Origin of the sequence: Bacillus sp. GB_SG_008, assembly GCF_052038115.1 — a bacterium.
Classification (GTDB): Bacteria; Bacillota; Bacilli; order Bacillales; family Bacillaceae_G; genus Bacillus_A; species Bacillus_A rhizoplanae.
In genome coordinates, this window is record NZ_JBPZSK010000003.1 from 573533 (window position 1) to 590624 (window position 17092).

17 protein-coding genes are annotated in these 17092 nt (G+C 37.2%); 8 read left to right on the plus strand and 9 right to left on the minus strand.

All coding sequences use genetic code 11. From position 1 onward, the window contains the following. Positions 1 to 25: 25 nt before the first annotated feature. The gene (locus ACTDJC_RS10620; RefSeq protein ID WP_440603344.1) at positions 26 to 901 is read right to left on the minus strand and encodes a TetR/AcrR family transcriptional regulator; all 876 of its coding nucleotides are present in this window, start codon (positions 899 to 901) and stop codon (positions 26 to 28) included. A 307-nt stretch (positions 902 to 1208) separates the two neighbouring features. Between ACTDJC_RS10620 and ACTDJC_RS10625 the strand changes: the two genes are divergently transcribed. After that, positions 1209 to 4337, plus strand: coding sequence for an efflux RND transporter permease subunit (locus ACTDJC_RS10625; RefSeq protein WP_440603345.1), 3129 nt, complete (start codon positions 1209 to 1211; stop codon positions 4335 to 4337). 239 nt (positions 4338 to 4576) lie between these two features. On the opposite strand, the gene ACTDJC_RS10630 is transcribed toward ACTDJC_RS10625, so the two are convergent. The 3 genes from ACTDJC_RS10630 to ACTDJC_RS10640 are packed head-to-tail and all read right to left on the minus strand — an operon-like array spanning position 4577 to position 6437. Continuing rightward, positions 4577 to 4756 carry a ComZ family protein gene (locus tag ACTDJC_RS10630; RefSeq protein WP_098306163.1) on the minus strand — a complete coding sequence of 60 codons (180 nt, stop codon included), beginning with the start codon at positions 4754 to 4756 and terminating at the stop codon, positions 4577 to 4579. 40 nt (positions 4757 to 4796) lie between these two features. Next, positions 4797 to 5657 carry an NAD-dependent epimerase/dehydratase family protein gene (locus ACTDJC_RS10635; RefSeq protein WP_440603346.1) on the minus strand — a complete coding sequence of 287 codons (861 nt, stop codon included), beginning with the start codon at positions 5655 to 5657 and terminating at the stop codon, positions 4797 to 4799. A gap of 48 nt (positions 5658 to 5705) precedes the next feature. Beyond that, positions 5706 to 6437, minus strand: a complete 732-nt coding sequence (locus tag ACTDJC_RS10640) for an alpha/beta hydrolase (protein ID WP_440603347.1) — start codon at positions 6435 to 6437, stop codon at positions 5706 to 5708. A 155-nt stretch (positions 6438 to 6592) separates the two neighbouring features. Between ACTDJC_RS10640 and ACTDJC_RS10645 the strand changes: the two genes are divergently transcribed. Continuing rightward, complete coding sequence (locus ACTDJC_RS10645) at positions 6593 to 6778, plus strand: YjzD family protein (RefSeq protein WP_098306157.1); 186 nt, start codon at positions 6593 to 6595, stop codon at positions 6776 to 6778. A 36-nt stretch (positions 6779 to 6814) separates the two neighbouring features. Here ACTDJC_RS10645 and clpB read toward each other — a convergent pair whose 3' ends face one another. Both clpB and ACTDJC_RS10655 read right to left on the minus strand, forming a co-directional pair. Continuing rightward, on the minus strand, positions 6815 to 9421 hold the full coding sequence (clpB, locus tag ACTDJC_RS10650) for an ATP-dependent chaperone ClpB (protein WP_440603348.1): 2607 nt from the start codon (positions 9419 to 9421) through the stop codon (positions 6815 to 6817). 158 nt (positions 9422 to 9579) lie between these two features. After that, positions 9580 to 9759 (minus strand): YjzC family protein, encoded by a 180-nt coding sequence (locus ACTDJC_RS10655; protein WP_035437288.1) that lies wholly within the window; start codon positions 9757 to 9759, stop codon positions 9580 to 9582. A 398-nt stretch (positions 9760 to 10157) separates the two neighbouring features. On the opposite strand from ACTDJC_RS10655, the gene ACTDJC_RS10660 reads away from it, so the two are divergent. From ACTDJC_RS10660 to ACTDJC_RS10670, 3 genes are all read left to right on the plus strand, one after another. Further along, positions 10158 to 10967 (plus strand): Cof-type HAD-IIB family hydrolase, encoded by an 810-nt coding sequence (locus ACTDJC_RS10660; protein ID WP_253628926.1) that lies wholly within the window; start codon positions 10158 to 10160, stop codon positions 10965 to 10967. Between the two features lie 98 nt (positions 10968 to 11065). Next, a complete protein-coding gene (locus ACTDJC_RS10665; RefSeq protein WP_020059838.1) occupies positions 11066 to 11206 on the plus strand; it encodes a hypothetical protein in 141 nt (46 codons plus the stop codon). After that, on the plus strand, positions 11206 to 11403 hold the full coding sequence (locus tag ACTDJC_RS10670) for a DUF3813 domain-containing protein (RefSeq protein ID WP_230575000.1): 198 nt from the start codon (positions 11206 to 11208) through the stop codon (positions 11401 to 11403). The genes ACTDJC_RS10665 and ACTDJC_RS10670 overlap by 1 nt, the downstream gene beginning before the upstream one ends. A 337-nt stretch (positions 11404 to 11740) precedes the next feature. Here the strand turns inward: ACTDJC_RS10670 and ACTDJC_RS10675 are convergent, their stop codons facing one another. Next, positions 11741 to 12598 (minus strand): YitT family protein, encoded by an 858-nt coding sequence (locus ACTDJC_RS10675; RefSeq protein WP_440603349.1) that lies wholly within the window; start codon positions 12596 to 12598, stop codon positions 11741 to 11743. A gap of 98 nt (positions 12599 to 12696) precedes the next feature. Here ACTDJC_RS10675 and ACTDJC_RS10680 point away from each other — a divergent pair, with 98 nt between their 5' ends. Together ACTDJC_RS10680 and prsA are read left to right on the plus strand one after the other, a co-directional pair. Then, positions 12697 to 12828, plus strand: coding sequence for a DUF3941 domain-containing protein (locus tag ACTDJC_RS10680; protein ID WP_098306147.1), 132 nt, complete (start codon positions 12697 to 12699; stop codon positions 12826 to 12828). Between the two features lie 375 nt (positions 12829 to 13203). Continuing rightward, positions 13204 to 14055 (plus strand): peptidylprolyl isomerase PrsA, encoded by an 852-nt coding sequence (gene prsA / locus ACTDJC_RS10685; protein ID WP_440603350.1) that lies wholly within the window; start codon positions 13204 to 13206, stop codon positions 14053 to 14055. A 40-nt stretch (positions 14056 to 14095) separates the two neighbouring features. On the opposite strand, the gene ACTDJC_RS10690 is transcribed toward prsA, so the two are convergent. Next, the gene (locus ACTDJC_RS10690; RefSeq protein ID WP_440603351.1) at positions 14096 to 14950 is read right to left on the minus strand and encodes a CvfB family protein; all 855 of its coding nucleotides are present in this window, start codon (positions 14948 to 14950) and stop codon (positions 14096 to 14098) included. Positions 14951 to 15208: 258 nt separating this feature from the next. On the opposite strand from ACTDJC_RS10690, the gene ACTDJC_RS10695 reads away from it, so the two are divergent. Then, entirely contained in the window at positions 15209 to 15700 is a 492-nt protein-coding gene (locus tag ACTDJC_RS10695; RefSeq protein ID WP_242221106.1) for a YajQ family cyclic di-GMP-binding protein, read from the plus strand. Positions 15701 to 15724: 24 nt separating this feature from the next. On the opposite strand, the gene ACTDJC_RS10700 is transcribed toward ACTDJC_RS10695, so the two are convergent. Continuing rightward, complete coding sequence (locus ACTDJC_RS10700; protein WP_440603471.1) at positions 15725 to 17017, minus strand: alpha-amylase family glycosyl hydrolase; 1293 nt, start codon at positions 17015 to 17017, stop codon at positions 15725 to 15727. Between the last annotated feature and the right edge of the window lie 75 nt (positions 17018 to 17092).

Here is a 17092-nt window from a genome sequence, read left to right on the forward strand (position 1 = left end):
TTTTAAATGATAAACTCCCTTTTGTCTATATAATATTAATTTTATAATACACTGCAAGCCGTTCCCGGAAATCACGCAATTCTGGATACGACTTTAAGTTGGACAACATGCCTTGAATAACTGGAACTCGCGGGTTGTTCCTCTTCATTTCTTCCTCTAATACATCTAAAGTTACCAATAATTCATCATTCCCTACTTGATCTACTAATGTGCGTTTTAACTGAATAATCTCATTTACAAATACTTCTTCATTATGTATGTGAGCTGCATTCACATCACAGAAAAAATGATTCAGTTCCCGTTCTAAAATAACCGGTTTTTCCCGCGAGCGGTGCAGACCTGTTACAATATCATCCATTCTTTTTAAGATGAATTTTACTGTATATGGTACATCTATATTTACCACATTAAAGATAATCAACTCCGAATATCCACGCGCTATCCCTTCGAGCATAATTATTGCATCCATAAGATAAGGAGTAACTTCTTCTCCATAAATAGAAAGTAAACTATTTCGATAAAAAGCGTGCGATTCTAATTTCATTCTTGACATTAATGTTTCTATTTCCTTATTAAAAGGAATCACATTTTCCCTCATACACATAATAATGAACTCTGTTTTTTGCTGTAATTCGTAAAACTGACAATGTAATTGTTTTTCAAATTTCTCACGTGGAGGTAATGATTCTTTTTCAATATCTATAACTTTATTTTGAATTTGATCGTAGTAATACTCCATTGTTGCCAATACTAAAGTGTCTTTCGATTTGAAATGCAAATAAAATGCGCCTTTAGAAATGCCGCACTCTGTTGCTATTTCTTGAATAGACGTCGCACTAACACCCTTCATTGCAAATAATTTAATTGCTGTTTCAATAATTAACCGTTCTTTTTCCTTCATCTTTTTCTCTCCCAAAAAAACACTCTTATTCGCATTATGACTCATCGGTCAAAAATTGCAAGTATTTCTCAACATTTTATCCCGCTATTAGCAGGAAATAAGACCCTCATCTCAAGACTCAGAGAAGATAAAGAAGAGAGATGCGCGATAAAGAATCCCCAATTGATGGAAGTTTCACTTTGCATCAGTCCTTTCAGTTGACCATTGACCGATCAGTCAGTTATACTTTGTTCGTTATGACCAATTAGTCAGTTATACTTTGTTCGTTATGACCAATTAGTCAGTTTCGATAAAAAGGAGTGTACAGATGAAGAAGATTATTAACTTTTCGTTAAATAACAAGTTCGCAGTCTGGTTATTAACGATCATGATTACGATTGCAGGAATCTATTCTGGTCTTCGCATGAAGCTAGAAACAATCCCAGACATTACCACACCACTTGTAACAGTAACAACTGTTTATCCTGGTGCTACTCCAGCTGAAGTAGCAGAAAAGATTTCGAAACCAATCGAACAACGACTGCAAAACCTAAATGGAGTAAACGTTGTAAGTTCCTCTTCTTTTCAAAACGCATCTTCTATTCAAGTAGAATATAATTTTGATAAAAACATGGAAAAAGCAGAGACAGAAATTAAAGATGCACTCGCTGACTTACCTTTACCAGAAGGCGTAAAAGAGCCGAAAGTTTCTCGCCTTAGCATCAACGCTTTTCCTGTTATGTCATTAAGTGTGACAAGTAAGAATGAGTCTCTTGCACAGCTGACAAAACGAGTGGAAAAAGATATTGTTCCAGGCCTAGAAGGACTAGACGGCGTTGCATCTGTTCAAATTTCAGGTCAACAAGTTGAAGAAGTACAGCTTGTCTTCAACGAAGACAAAATGAAAGAATTAGGGCTAAGCGAAGATACAGTTAAGAACATGATTAAAGGTTCTAATGTTTCTATGCCGCTAGGACTGTATACATTTAAAGATAAAGAAAAATCAGTTGTTGTAGATGGCAACATTACAACATTAAGCGCTTTAAAAGAAATGAAAATCCCGCTTATCCCTTCTACAAACCAAGGAAGTTCACAGGGGCCAACTCAGGCGCAGCAGCCTAATATGAATTCCGCTGCAATGGGACAAGGATTAGCAATTCCAACTGTAGAATTGCAAGATATTGCCGACATTAAACAAGTTGGGAAAGCAGAGTCCATCTCGCGTACAAACGGAAAAGATGCAATCAGCCTTCAAATTGTAAAAGCTGCTGATGCGAATACCGTTGACGTTGTAAATGCTGTAAAAGATAAAGCACATGACTTCGAAAAGAAATTTGATGACATCGAAATCATTTCAACATTTGACCAAGGTGCACCAATTGAAAAATCAGTAAACACAATGTTAAGTAAAGCTATTTTTGGTGCTATTTTCGCTGTTATTATCATCATGTTGTTCTTACGTAACATTCGAACAACGCTTATTTCCGTTGTTTCAATTCCACTTTCTTTATTAATTGCAATTTTACTATTAAAAGAAATGGATATTACATTAAATGTTATGACGCTTGGGGCAATGACCGTCGCTATCGGTCGCGTTGTTGACGATTCAATCGTTGTTATTGAAAATATTTACCGGCGCATGGCTTTATCCAACGAAAAATTAAAAGGAAAAGACTTAATTCGCGAGGCAACGAAAGAAATGTTCGTTCCGATTATGTCATCTACAATCGTAACCATCGCGGTCTTCTTACCGCTTGGTCTTGTTAAAGGAATGATTGGTGAACTATTCTTACCGTTTGCTTTGACAATTGTTTTCGCCTTATTAGCTTCTCTTCTTGTAGCTATTACAATCGTTCCGATGATGGCGCATTCTTTATTTAAAAAAGAAAGTACCAAAGAAAAACAGCAACATACTCACGAAGAGCAGCCAAGTAAACTTGCTAATGGATATAAACGCCTTCTAGAATGGGTATTAAACCATAAAATTATTACATCTAGCATCGCGGTTTTATTATTAGTAGGAAGCATTGCTCTTATCCCAATTGTAGGCGTAAGTTTCTTACCATCTGAAGAAGAAAAAACAGTAATTGCATCTTATAATCCAGCACCTGGACAAACATTACAAGATGTCGAAAGCGTTGCAACAAAAGCAGAAGATTACTTTAAGAAAAAGAAAGATGTAAAAACGATTCAATTCTCACTTGGCGGAGAAAACCCGATGAGTCCAGGTAACTCAAACCAAGCATTATTCTTTGTTCAATATAAAAACGATACAAAGAACTTTGAGAAGGAAAAAGAAAAAGTTGTTAAAGACCTGCAAAAGATGACAGACAAAGGAGAATGGAAAAACCAAGACTTCTCATCTAGCGGAAGCAGTAATGAAATTAAGTTATATGTATACGGCGACAGCTTACAAGAGATTGAACCTGTCGTAAAAGACATTCAAAATATCATGAAAAAAGATAAAACGTTAAAAGATATCGACTCTAGCCTTGCAAAAACATACGATGAATACACATTAGTCGCAGATCAAGAGAAATTAAGTAAGCTTGGGCTAACTGCTGCACAGGTAGGCATGGGACTTTCCGGCTCTCACGAACGCCCTGTCTTAACAACAGTAAAAGAAGATAACAAAGAGATGAACGTGTATGTTGAAGTTAAAAAACAAAATTACGAAAACATCGATGATTTAACAAATCGAAAAATCCAAACACCACTTGGCACAGAAGTGGCTGTAAAAGATGTTATGACCGTAAAAGAAGGTGAAACATCTAATACAATAACAAGACGTGATGGCCGTGTATATGCAGAAGTAACTGCAAAACCAACAACAGATGATGTAGCAAAAGCTTCTAGAAACATTCAAGAAGAAGTAAATAAGATGGATTTACCATCTGGCATCGATGTTTCGATGGGCGGCGTATCTAAAGATATTCAAGAATCCTTTACACAGCTAGGCTTAGCCATGTTAGCTGCGATCGCAATCGTATACTTCGTTCTTGTTGTAACATTCGGCGGAGCACTAGCACCATTTGCGATTTTATTCTCGCTTCCATTTACAATAATCGGTGCCGTTGTTGCCTTATTAATTTCCGGTGAAACATTAAGCATCTCTGCAATGATTGGTGCCCTCATGTTAATCGGGATCGTCGTCACAAACGCCATCGTATTCATTGATCGTGTCATTCATAAGGAACGTGAAGGGTTTACAACACGCGAAGCATTACTAGAAGCTGGTGCAACAAGGTTACGCCCAATCTTAATGACAGCTATCGCAACGATTGGTGCCTTACTTCCACTTGCATTAGGCTTTGAAGGAAGCGGCCTTATTTCCAAAGGTCTTGGCGTAACAGTAATCGGCGGATTAACAAGTTCTACGCTATTAACATTATTAATTGTACCGATTGTATATGAAGTAGTAAGTAAATTCAAACGAAAAAATAAAGTAGCCGAATAAAAAGCGAGACCTTTCCATCAAGACGGAAAGGTCTCTTTTACATATTCATTTTTCGACCGGTAAGTCACTTCTATGAGAATACAACCTGACCGCTACTTGCTTTCTCCTTTTGTTTTAAGCCTTGCATGTGGCAGGAAAAGGCCCTGACCGTTTCTATGCATAGCCAGATGCTCTTGCCCACCTAAAAAGAAGGCGGTTTTTATGTTGGTTTTTCAATTGGTATTTATATAGAAGTTATATTACTCTCCTGCGTCCGCTTTCCCAAGCTCATAAGCTTCACTCATAACCTTCATTAATAATTCCAATACAGGCTGTGCTTTTGCCATATCCAATGCAATACCGTTATCATCTAAAATTGCCTTTGCTTCCGGCAAATGTTTCATTGCGATTTGTAAAAACTGCATGTTTTTTTCGTTCATATTTTCTCATCCTTTCAACATCAAAGCTTTCTTCTCTAGTTTACCATGTGTTGCTGTCCTCATATAACTCCTTATATTGTTTTATATGAGAAATTTGACGTTGTAATCCGTCTTTTAATGCCATCTGATTTATAACAATCTTCTCTGTTTCCTCACCGTTTTGGCACTCTTTATGATGTATTTGAACTTCACCTGTTTCCTGTAATAGTTCAATGCCCTTTTGCCACTGATTTTCTTCCCCGCTGCAAAGAGAGTATATTTTGATCCCCGTCCTTTTTCGACCAAATTCATATAAACATCTAGCAACATCTTCAACATACAATAGGTCATATGCACATTCTTCTACGGGAACAGAAATAGTCTGTTGCTTTATTTGCGAAAGAATTAAATGCTGGTATGTCATAAACAACGGTTGCCACGGTCCATATACTGTCGGGACACGTAGTATGCAATAATCTGCACCACCCTTTTTTACTTCTCTCTCAATTTTTGAAAAATGCATACTATTTTCATCATTGCTGCAAGCCTGATTCGATTCTATAGAAGATAAAACGATTAATTTTATTTCTTTTCTTCTGCAAAAACTCTCAAATCGCTTTACATATTGCAATATAGTACGTTCGTTTCGAAAATCCTTTTGCTGATTTGGCTCACATAAGCAAAAATACGCAGCATTAATATCCGCTTCCTCCAACATTGCCCATCCTTCATCACCCCGCAACGAAAAATACGTAAATAATGCATTACGGCCAATTAAACATAATTTTTCTTCATTCATCTTGGACATACTGTTCATATTATCAAAATCAAATGCATATACTTCAACTTCTTCTTCAAGAAACTTTTGCACAAGATGATATCCTATAAATGTTAACGCCCCAACAACAATTACTCGTTTCATTTTCTCTCCCTCCTCAAATGCACGAAAAGCTCCTTATGTATAGGAGCTTTATAAATCTTCATACCACTTAAAAAACTGACACGCATTTTGTGCTACTTTATATTTTATATCTTGTAGATGAAAGGATAATAAAGTTGGGCAATTCTCTTGCAAACGTTTCTTTTCATATTCCCTAAGCAACTGTTTTCGTTCTTTTTTTTCTTGAATAGAGACAAATATTTTTACCGGAACAGATGATACTAAATACGGAAATGCTTTCTTTTCAATTTTCTGTTCTAGATCTGATTCTGTCGCATCATATGCTTGCATCAATTCACGAATTAACCGCTTATAAAAAAATTTGTGCTCTTTTTCAAGTTCAACATGTGCCGGTAAGTGAATACATGGATTAAACATGAGAACAGATCGAACACACTCTGGATATTGTTTCATCATTTGCAGGGCAACAAGCGCTCCCATTCCTTCTGCTATTATATGAATCTTTTCGTTCAAAATCTCCTTCTTCATGACAACATGATACAATCGCTTCGCCAAACGAACTGCCTGTTCATTCCCCCAATGTCTCCCAAATAAATTAGAAGAAAAAATCGTATAACCTTCCTTCCGCAATTCATTTAACAAGTGTGACCGACCTGCATGCTGAAGCCATAAACTTGTACCATTCTCAATAAAATAATTGTAATCGCCTAGCAGCAATATACCGAAGCCATTCGGCTTTTCCGGCAAGTGAATCACACATGGCTCTTGTTCTAAAAAGAAAAAACGTTCCGTAATACTCATACTTCTCCCGCCTTATATCACAACATCAAACTTACTCTTTTATAATGTATGATGCTAATGGCAATTTGCTTTGCAAAAACATCAAATATTTTTTTATATTCTTTTTAGAGTTATGTTACAATAAAAATAAATTGAACGAATAGAGGTGTGAAAAGATGCGTGTAATTTGGGCCTTTATCTGGTCGTTCCTGCTTGTGCAAATGATGAGCTACGTACTAAGCTCTATGACGCCAGGCGTTACATACGATTTCCAACAAGCGTCTATTTTTTCTGTAATTCTTACTGTACTTATAGTCGCACTGGGAGCATTAATCCCAAACGAGCCTGCACAGCAGCATTAATAAAAAAAGAGTCCGGAAATGATCCGGACTCTTTTTTTATTCAACTTCTACAACTAACTCGTTATTTAATACATCAATTAATACATGACTATGATCTGTAATTGTACCTGCAATGAGTTCACGCGCTAACTTCGTTTCAATTTGACGCTGTACGTAGCGCTTTAACGGACGTGCACCGTACATTGGATCAAATCCCGATTCTACAACAAACTCTTTTGCTGCATTTGTTAATTCAACCGTAATATGACGGTCTGCTAAACGGCTTTGCAGCTCTTTCACAATTTTATCGACAATACCTTTTATCTCATTTGTTGTGAGTGGTTTAAATAAAATAATTTCGTCCACGCGATTTAAAAATTCCGGACGGAAATGACCGCGAAGTTGTTTCATCACAAGATCTCTTGCTTCATCTTGAATAGAACCATCTTCTCCTAATCCTTCTAGTAAATATTGTGATCCGATATTGGACGTCATAATAATTACTGTATTTTTAAAATCAACTGTACGTCCTTGCGAGTCTGTAATACGCCCATCATCTAACATTTGCAGTAAAATATTAAACACTTCTGGGTGCGCTTTTTCAATTTCATCTAATAAAATAACCGAATATGGTTTACGGCGCACAGCCTCTGTTAATTGTCCGCCCTCTTCATACCCGACATATCCAGGAGGCGCTCCGATTAAACGTGATACTGCATGTTTTTCCATATACTCCGACATATCGATTCGAATGATTTGTTCTTCGCTATCAAATAATGACTGTGCCAGTGTTTTCGCAAGTTCTGTTTTCCCAACACCTGTAGGTCCTAAGAAAATGAATGAACCAATCGGACGATTTGGATCTTTAATACCAGCACGGGCACGTAACACCGCGTCTGCCACAAGACCGACCGCTTCTTCTTGTCCGATAACACGCTCTGATAAAATTTGCTCTAAACGAAGCAGTTTTTCACGTTCTCCTTCTACGAGCTTTGCAACCGGAATACCAGTCCAACGCGATACGATATTTGCAATTTCTTCTTCACTTACTTCTTCACGAAGAAGACGGTTATCTTCCTGCTTATTGGCATTTGCTTCTTCCGCTGCTTTTAGCTCTTTTTCTAGAGCTGGAATTTTGCCGTGACGAAGCTCTGCCGCCTTATTTAAATCGTAATTCCCTTCCGCTTCTTCTAACTCACGGCGCAAACGCTCCAGACTTTCACGTAAATCCCGTACTTTATGAATTTCTTCCTTCTCTTTTTGCCACTGCGCTCTCATTCCACTCGCTTTTTCTTGTAAATCGGATAACTCACGCTGCAATGTTTGCAGACGCTCCTGACTTCCGCGGTCCGTTTCTTTACTAAGCGCAGCTTCTTCAATTTCTAACTGCATAATACGACGTGTTATTTCGTCCAGTTCTGTTGGTAATGAGTCAATTTCTGTACGAATCGTTGCACATGCTTCATCAACTAAATCAATCGCTTTATCCGGCAAAAAGCGATCGGAAATATAACGATCTGATAACATCGCTGCAGCTACAAGAGCACGATCATGAATATTAACACTGTGATAAATTTCAAAACGTTCTTTTAAACCGCGCAAAATGGAAATCGTATCTTCAACCGTTGGTTCTTCTGCTAATACTTGCTGGAAACGACGTTCTAATGCCGGATCTTTCTCAATATATTTCCGATATTCATCAAGTGTCGTCGCTCCGATGCAATGCAGCTCCCCGCGCGCTAACATTGGTTTTAACATATTCCCGGCATCCATTGCTCCCTCTGTTTTCCCAGCCCCCACAATGGTATGAAGCTCGTCGATAAATAATAAAATCTTTCCTTCACTTTTTTTAATTTCATTTAAGACTGCCTGCAAACGTTCTTCAAATTCACCGCGGAATTTTGCACCAGCAACAAGCGCACTCATATCAAGCGCAAAAATAGTTTTATCCTTTAATCCTTCCGGTACATCTTTACGGACAATACGCTGTGCCAATCCCTCAACAATTGCTGTTTTCCCAACCCCAGGTTCACCAATTAATACAGGATTATTTTTCGTTTTACGCGATAAAATGCGAATAACGCGCCGAATTTCACTATCACGTCCAATAACCGGATCAATTTTCCCTTGCCGTACTTCTGCTACTAAATCACGGCCATATTTTTGCAAAGCTTCATATGTTACTTCTGGATTTTGACTTGTCACTCTTTGATTCCCCCGAACTTCTGTTAATGCTTGTAATAACGCTTCTTTCGTAATACGAAGCGATGTAAACAACTGACGTATATCATTCGTTTTCTTTTCATCACAAAACGCAAGAAGAATATGTTCTACTGAAATATAATCATCTTGCAGATGCTGCGCTTCTTCTTCAGCTCTTACAAGCAGTTGCTGAAGTGCACTGGTAACATATACTTTCCCTGCTTCAATGCCACCCCCTGTAACAGAAGGCTTTCGCTTTAACAAGCGCTCTGCCTCTTGCATAAGCTGATCTATATTTACATCCATCTTTTGAAAAATACGGATTGCTAATCCATCTTGCTGTTGAAGAAGCGCAACTAAAAGATGTACAGTATCAATTTCTTGATGATGATGCTTAGTAGCAATTGATTGTGCACTCATAATCGCTTCTTGAGTTTTTGTCGTCATTCGATTTAAGTCCATTACAGCCACAGCTCCTTTACACTTTGACTTTTTTTGACCTTTGATTTGATTATACGACAAATTACCTATTGTATTCAATGAAGATGACTTTATGACAATCTTATTTTTTAAATCCATTTCGACATAATAAATCCCGCAGCTTATAACTGCGGGATTTATTATGGTCTTCTTTTATATGTCCATTGTCTGTTTTGGTTTGTAACTCCTGGAAATTTATCTCCAGCAGAGAGCTTTACCATTTTTGGATCCTTAACCATGCTCCCTGTTTCACCAATTTCAACATATATACCATCATTTGGTGCTTTTTGACCAGCTCGGAATCGATGACTTTGTCCCATATCCATTCTCCTTCCATTCCATCATTACATCTTTAGTATGTCCCATTTTAGAAAACCTTTTCTGTTATGTTTAGGAAACCATGCTCATATAATGAAATTACACATTTTAGCAGGAGATACATCAGTATATGTAGAAACAAAAAAAACTGGCCATAACGACCAGTATCAAAGGAGAGTCAAACAACTTATTACGAGAAGATTACACTCTCATTATAAACACGATAATCTGTTCATTGTAACCCTTTTCACAAATTGTACAAAACGAAAGAAACATTATTCGAACTTTCAGAAAACAACTTGACTTTTCCATTTACCAGTGACAAATAGTGGACAGCACAAGAATATAGGAATTAAGATGAATATAATACACAAAACTTTTTATAAAAGGTGAGAGACGCATGAAAAAACAACATTTAATTGCATTAGATTTAGATGGTACTTTACTTACAGATCAAAAAATGATTTCAGCGCGTACAAAACAAACTATTGCAAGAGCAAAAGAACAAGGTCATATCGTTGTTATTTCAACCGGTCGTCCATTTCGTGCGAGTCATGCATATTATAAAGAACTTGGATTAAATACACCAATCGTCAATTTCAACGGTGCATACGTCCATCACCCACTTGATAGGAATTGGGGAACACATCACTCTCCGCTTGAACTTGCTACTGCGCAAGAAATCGTTCGCGCATGTACGGATTTTGGGGTAGAAAATATTTATGCGGAAGTGATTGATGATGTATATGTAAAACAAATTGATGCAGATAAAAAACATATTTTCGAATTTGGTTCCCCTAAAATTTTCACAGGTGATTTACTCGACATTTTACAAGAACACCCAACTTGCTTATTGATCGATGCACACGAGTCAAAATCAAATTCTATCCGCCAGCATTTAACGGATATGCATGCAGAGGTAATCGATCACCGAAAATGGGGCGCTCCTTGGCCGATTATTGAAATTGTAAAAAGCGGGTTAAATAAAGCAATTGGCTTACAAAAAATTTCAAGTTACTACAATATCCCAAAAGAACATATCATCGCATTTGGTGATGAAGATAACGATTTTGAAATGATTGAATTTGCCGGGCACGGAATTGCAATGGGGAACGCTATTCCAGAATTAAAATCATTAGCAAATCACGTGACATTATCAAACGAAGAAGACGGAATTGCTCTTTATTTAGAGGAGGTTCTTGGATTGTAAGGCGAAAATTCCCTGCTTATAGTATGACGCCAAGCGCACATACTATAGGAGACACAGTAAATGTGTCAATGTTTTTCTGCTAAAAGGGGGAATTACGAATGGGCAAAAAGAATAAGTCAAAACGTTTCGTACAACAAGGGGCAGATTCTGTTATGCAGCATGATGCAAGATTCCCATACCGTGGTACACTAGCTGAAGCAGAAAAAGAAAGAAATAACTCTTCTCTTGGAGGGTTCTAATGGGTAACTTACTATTCCAACAAGCACGAGATGCTGTTGCACAAGCTGTATCTTGTTCAAACCATAGCGAACAACAAGCACTTGTTGATAAAGCGAAAAATGCTTTACTGTCCGCTTATACCAATTCTTCTACTGCCGAAAGAGTACAATTACGCGAAATGCAAGATGAACTTCAAAGCATTTCAGCAACGGAGTAAAGTGAAACTTCCATAAGTGGGGGGCTTTTCATCCCCACTTATGGAAAGCTCTCACCAATCGGGCTTTTATGGGCAGCTATCCCCCACCTATCTTCTTTAGAAAAGCGGAAGCGGCTCGCTCAGAATCGCAGGACGTTGGAGCCCCTGACAGAGAGGCGCTTTTTGCCTCGTCCGAGGGGGTGAAACGACCGGAGATTCTAGCCGCTAGAGCTGGACAATGCTTTTCTCTGAATCTTTAGGTAGGGGGCTTACTGCCCGCGAATAGCGGGATAAAACTTAACCGAGCAACTCTGACTAGATGAACGAATAAAAGAGGACCACATACGGTCCTCTTTTATTAATCTTTACGGAACAATCCAAACACCCCAACCGTTTGTATAATGTTTGTAAATGCACCTGGATCTACTTTTTTTATAACCCTTTCTAACTCATACAACTCGTAGCGAGTAATAACAATCATTAACATTTCTTTATTTTCATTCGTAAACGCACCTATCGCTGGAAGAGTCGTAATCCCTCGAACCAATCGTTCATGAATTGCCTTTCGCACTTCCGCTCCATTTTTCGTTACAATAAACGCAGTAATTTTCACATGGCGCGTATGTATTGCATCAATAATACGTGAAGATACATATAATGTCACTAACGTATAAAGCGCCTTTTCCCAGCCATATAAATAGCCGGCCGCTATAATAATGAGCGCATTAAACAAGAAAAAATACGTTCCCACCGGCTTACCTTTTACTCTGGATAAAATCATCGCAATGATATCTAGACCACCAGTTGAAGCTCCCCACTTCAAAGCAATTCCTACCCCTAACGCAGAAATGATTCCTCCAAAAATAGCATTTAAAATGATATCGCTAGAGATCGCTTTTACTGGCACTATTTCTAAAAATAGCGTCATAAATACAACGCTTAAAAAACTAAATACAGTAAATGACTTCCCTACTTTTTTCCAAGCTAAAATAACAACCGGAATATTGAATAAGCCAAAAAGAAATCCTGTCGAAATATGAATTGACATAAAATCTGCTAACACTTGCGAGAGTAATTGTGACAATCCAGCGAAACCGCTGGCATACACTTTCGCTGGTGTTAAAAATAAGTTCATTCCAATTGCATTCAACAAACCAGCAACGATAACAACAACTAACTTTTTCACAAGTTCACCATAGTTCAGTTTTAAGTCCATATCTCCTAGCCCACCTTTATATGAATTGCATTGTATACATAGTCTTAACGAAAACGGAAATGATAAACGTACAACTGTTATGAAGGGAGTTGAATCCTATGCCTCACACAAGCGACAACGACAAAAAAGCGCGTGATAATAACGCCAAACGCACACAAAAAAATGAAGAACAGCAAAAAAATATACAGCAAGGAAAACTTGCTTACTCCAAAAAGACTGATCATCTATAAAGTGAAACTTCCATCAGTGGGGGTTTTTTTCATCCCCCACTGATGGTTAGTTGAACCAATCGGGCTTTTACGGGCAGTTGTCCCCCACCTATCTTCCTCGTTTCTCTTTGAATCTTAAGGCGGGGGGCTTACTGTCCGTTAATGCGGGATAAAGTGAAACTTCCATCAGTAGGCAATTTTCTAACCGACAGTTAGCAGAACTAATTTAGTTCTTATAATTCAGTCTTAAACCCTCTGTTTCATTTAGATAATTCCTCCTCGTACATCAACATTTTCGTTGATGTACTTTTTTATGCAAAAAACCACCTCAAATTCACATCATGTTCACTTCCTTTTTCTACAATAGTAATAACGATTTTTTGATGAGGTGTTTACATGAAACGAAGACAATTATTTATCGCTGCAGCGACGCTCGGCACATTAATGTTATCTGCATGCGAACCGAAAGATAGTTCTGATCCAATTGCAACTTCAACTGCTGGTACGGTAACAAAAGGAGAATTTGATCAAGCATTAAAAGAACGTTTCGGAAAAGATATGCTCTATGAAATGATGGCACAAGATATTATGATTAAAAAATACAAAGTATCCGATGAAGAAGTTGATAAAGAATTTAACAAAGTGAAAGATCAAGCAGGTGATAATTTCAAAACATTTCTTGAAAGCAATCGGATGAAAGACGAAGAAGACTTAAAAAAACAAATTCGTTCTAGCTTAGCCATCGACAAAGCAGTCAAGCAAACTGTAACAGAAAAAGATATAAAAGCACGGTATAAACCAGACATTAGAGCTAGCCAGATTTTAGTAAATGATGAAGAAACGGCCAATGATATAAAAAGACAACTAAACAGCGGAGCATCATTTGAGGAACTAGCAAAAAAATATTCCGAAGATACGGTTTCAAAAAACAACGGCGGAGATTTAGGTTACTTTGGCCCCGGAAAAATGGTACCCGAATTTGAAGAAGCTGCTTATAAATTAAATATCGGTGAAATAAGTGAACCTGTAAAATCACCAAAGGGCTATCATATTATTAAATTAACAGATAAAAAAGAATTACAGCCATACGATGAAGTAAAAGATTCGATTCGTAAAACGATTGAAAATGAACGTATACAAGATAATACGTGGCGCCAAAAAGTATTATCAGACGAATTAAAGAAAGCAAATATTAAAGTAAAAGATAGTGACTTAAAAGATACATTTACACATGCTCTACAATCATAAAAACAGCCGAACAAATTAGATTTGTTCGGCTGTTTCGTCATTATTTCTTAAAATATGTCCAACCTTCTTCTTGATAAACCTTTTCTTCTTTCATCAATTTACCAAGAGCACGTTTGAAAGCTGCTTTGCTCATGTTAAAGCGCTCTTGAATATCTTCTGGATGACTCTTATCCCAAAATGGCATTGCACCGCCGCGACTTTCCATATACTCATAAATAACCGCTGCATCATCTTCCATTCCTTCTTGTTTACGAGGAAGAAGTGAAATGTTGATTGTTCCATCTTCTTTTACATCAACAATACGGCCTGTTACGCGCTCTCCGATACGTACTTGCTCTTTACGCTCAGAATGGTGCAAGAATGCACGAAAATGTTCATCCGTTAATACAAACGATCCTACTTGCAAAGAACGGTACACACGACCGTTTACATTTTTATTGCGCATAGATGGCGTTGCTTCTACTACAATTTCTTGCATGTCTGCATCTCTTGCCGGAAGCGCAATTAAACGACCACGATTCGTTAATTTTAATGTACAATACAATTCATCATCTTCTTGTGGCCATACTGGTGTATAAATTGGAAACTCATCAGCTGGAATTAATATATCTTTCGAAACACCGATATCAACAAACACCCCTAAACGAGGCTTCACTTCCACAACTTTTACCCAATTCCAATCATCTGTTGTAATAAGTGGTGTTTTCATCGTTGCTGCTAAACGTTCTTGATGATCGTGATATAAAAACACTTCAATCGTGTCGCCTTCTTCAATCTCTCCAGCTACTTCATTTTTATGTAAAAATACTTCATCTTCTTCGTAACCGACCATATACCCAATTTCTGTTTCACGTAAAACCGTTACCTGTTCAATCGCTCCTGGTTGTAGCTTCATATTTTTAATTCCCTTCTCTATATAAAATTTATCTTATTCTAACGGGTGGTATCCTTATTGTTTCTTAATGTAAAAACAGCTCATAAAACTAAATTAACATAACTGACTATCAATGGGGATACCCCCACTGATGGAAGTTTCACTTTATTTTTTTATCATTCCAAACAAAGTTTCATTATACACGTTTCTTCCTTTATTTGTCCAACTCGCCAAAATTAACTATAATAGGAGTTGGAGTTTAATTTGGAGGTGCTTACTATGGCAAAAGATAGTTCTTTTGATATCGTTTCAAAAGTAGAATTTCCAGAAGTAACAAACGCTATTAACATCGCGTTAAAAGAAATTCAAAATCGTTATGACTTTAAAGGAAGCAAAAGTGATATTAAATTAGAAAAAGAGGAAATCGTTTTAACTTCTGATGATGAGTATAAACTTGATCAAGTAAAAGACGTTCTTATTTCAAAATTAATTAAGCGTGAAGTTCCTATTAAAAACTTAGATTACGGAAAAGTCGAAAGCGCTTCTGGTGGTACAGTTCGTCAACGTGCAAAGTTACAACAAGGCATTGACAAAGAAAACGCTAAAAAAATCAATAACATTATTAAAGAATTAAAATTAAAAGTAAAAACGCAAGTACAAGACGATCAAGTTCGCGTAACAGGTAAAAGCCGAGATGACTTACAAGCAGTTATCACAGCTGTGCGCGGTGCTGATTTATCAATCGACGTACAATTTATAAACTATCGTTAATTGTACATGAAAAAAATCCTCTAATTAAGAGGATTTTTTTCGTTTCTTCACTAATACAATAAAAATCATGAACAACAAGTAAACGCAACCTAGTGCCAAAATAAACGACCAGTTCCACCCCGTTTTTTCTGCAAGCGCATATACGTTAGCCGTTTCTCTTTTCATCACAAGATAATATTCCCCGTTTTCTTCTCGTACCATATCATCTTCTAATAACCCGCGCAGCTCACGATTTTCTCCAACTTCACTTGCAGCAAGCGTCACCTTTTGCGTTTCTGTTGTATTATTAATAGCAATAAACGTTGTCTCATCTTTATACATGCGTTTTATAATACTCATGCCATCTTTATCATACAATAGTTCAAACGTTCCGTACCGAAGAGATGGTAATGTTTTTCGAAGTTCTCCTAACCTCTCTATATACTGCACAAACTTCTCATCCGTTTTAAAATCCATTAAACGACGATTATCCGGTGTCTTCCCTCCATCTAGCGCAATTTCAGTACCGTAGTATATAAACGGAACACCCGGTGATGTATATAAATAGGCAAGTGCTAATTTCAAACGGGTCGGTGGATAATATTTATTTTCTTTTGCGATTCTAACAAAACGCTCCGTTTGACTATTATCTACAAACGTCCCTTCCATACGATTACCGTCCATTTTCGTCACATCATACAATGACCTTACAGAAATATTCGGCTTTGCAAATACCTCAGTAATACGCTGCTGATAAGCCTGATTAAATCCCCCTCCACTTTGCGTATCCTCTATTACAAAGAAATTTTGTTTCACACTCTGCACAGCTGCAATCACTTCATCCAAAAACGACCTCGTTACATTCTCATTATGTATCAAATGGTAACCGTCTATATCTGTTTCCTTAATCCATTGTTTAGCACCCTCAATAGTGCCCGTTTCATCTTCATTATCTACTACAAATTCAAGCATAACTTTCATCTCTCGCTTGTGTGCTTCTTGGACAAGTTGCTGCATGTCCTTCATCGTTCCAAAATGTTCATTCATTTTTGTTAAATCAGTAGGATGATAACCGTCATAACTACTACTTTCAGTAGGCGGTGACAACAAAATAGAAGTAAAGCCCATCCCTTTTATATAATCAAGTCGTTTTATAATCCCTTGTATATCTCCCCCTTGATATGCTTCTAAATTATTCGTATCAATCCCTTTATCATTTTTAGAATCACCATTATTAAAACGATCGATCATAATAGAATACACAATTTCATCTTGCCACTGACTCGTCTCCTTCGCTGACACATGAATCGGTAATTGAAATAAAAATAATAGACACATGAAACATAGAAAATACTTTCCAAAATCCCTCTTCACATTGCTTCCCCCAACTTATTTTTCTAATTATAAGAAAAG